1 pseudogene is annotated in these 455 nt (G+C 82.0%); it reads right to left on the bottom strand.

Features of this window, described 5'->3' with window-relative positions:
* Window positions 1-455: pseudogene (locus CBZ_RS20600) on the bottom strand (glycosyltransferase family 2 protein); the annotation flags it as partial.

The raw sequence follows: 455 nt of genomic DNA, 5'->3' as shown, positions 1-455 counted from the left end.
GCGCGGGCGCGCTCGCCCACACGACGGCGGCCCACGCGCGGACGCCGACGGACCGGGTGGCGGCGCCCGCGGCCGCCCAGGCGCCGAGGCCGGACAGCAGGACGCCGCCGAGCAGCAGGACGGCGACCGCCGACTGTCCGGAGCCGCCGGTGAGCGCCGCGGGGACGAGCAGGACGGTGAGCAGGGGGTCGGCGGGGCCGGCGGACCCGAGCCCGCCGGCGACCCAGCCGGACGTCGCCCACCACCACAGGCCGGCGAGGTCGGTCCCGGCGGCGAGCAGCGCCCCGCCGGCGAGCGCCGCGCCGGACGCGGCGGACCCGACGAGCGGTCCGAGCGCGAGAGCCGTGACCAGGCCGAGCACGGTGACGAGGGAGACGAGGGTGGCGCGGCGCCGCGACGCCAGGGCCGCGAGCTCGCGCAGTTCGAGCTCGCTCGGCGCCCGCACGACCCGGCGC

Source organism: Cellulomonas biazotea (genome assembly GCF_004306155.1).
GTDB classification, from domain to species: domain Bacteria; phylum Actinomycetota; class Actinomycetes; order Actinomycetales; family Cellulomonadaceae; genus Cellulomonas; species Cellulomonas biazotea.
Note: the sequence above shows the minus strand (reverse complement) of the source record. Positions and strands in the feature narration are given on the sequence as shown.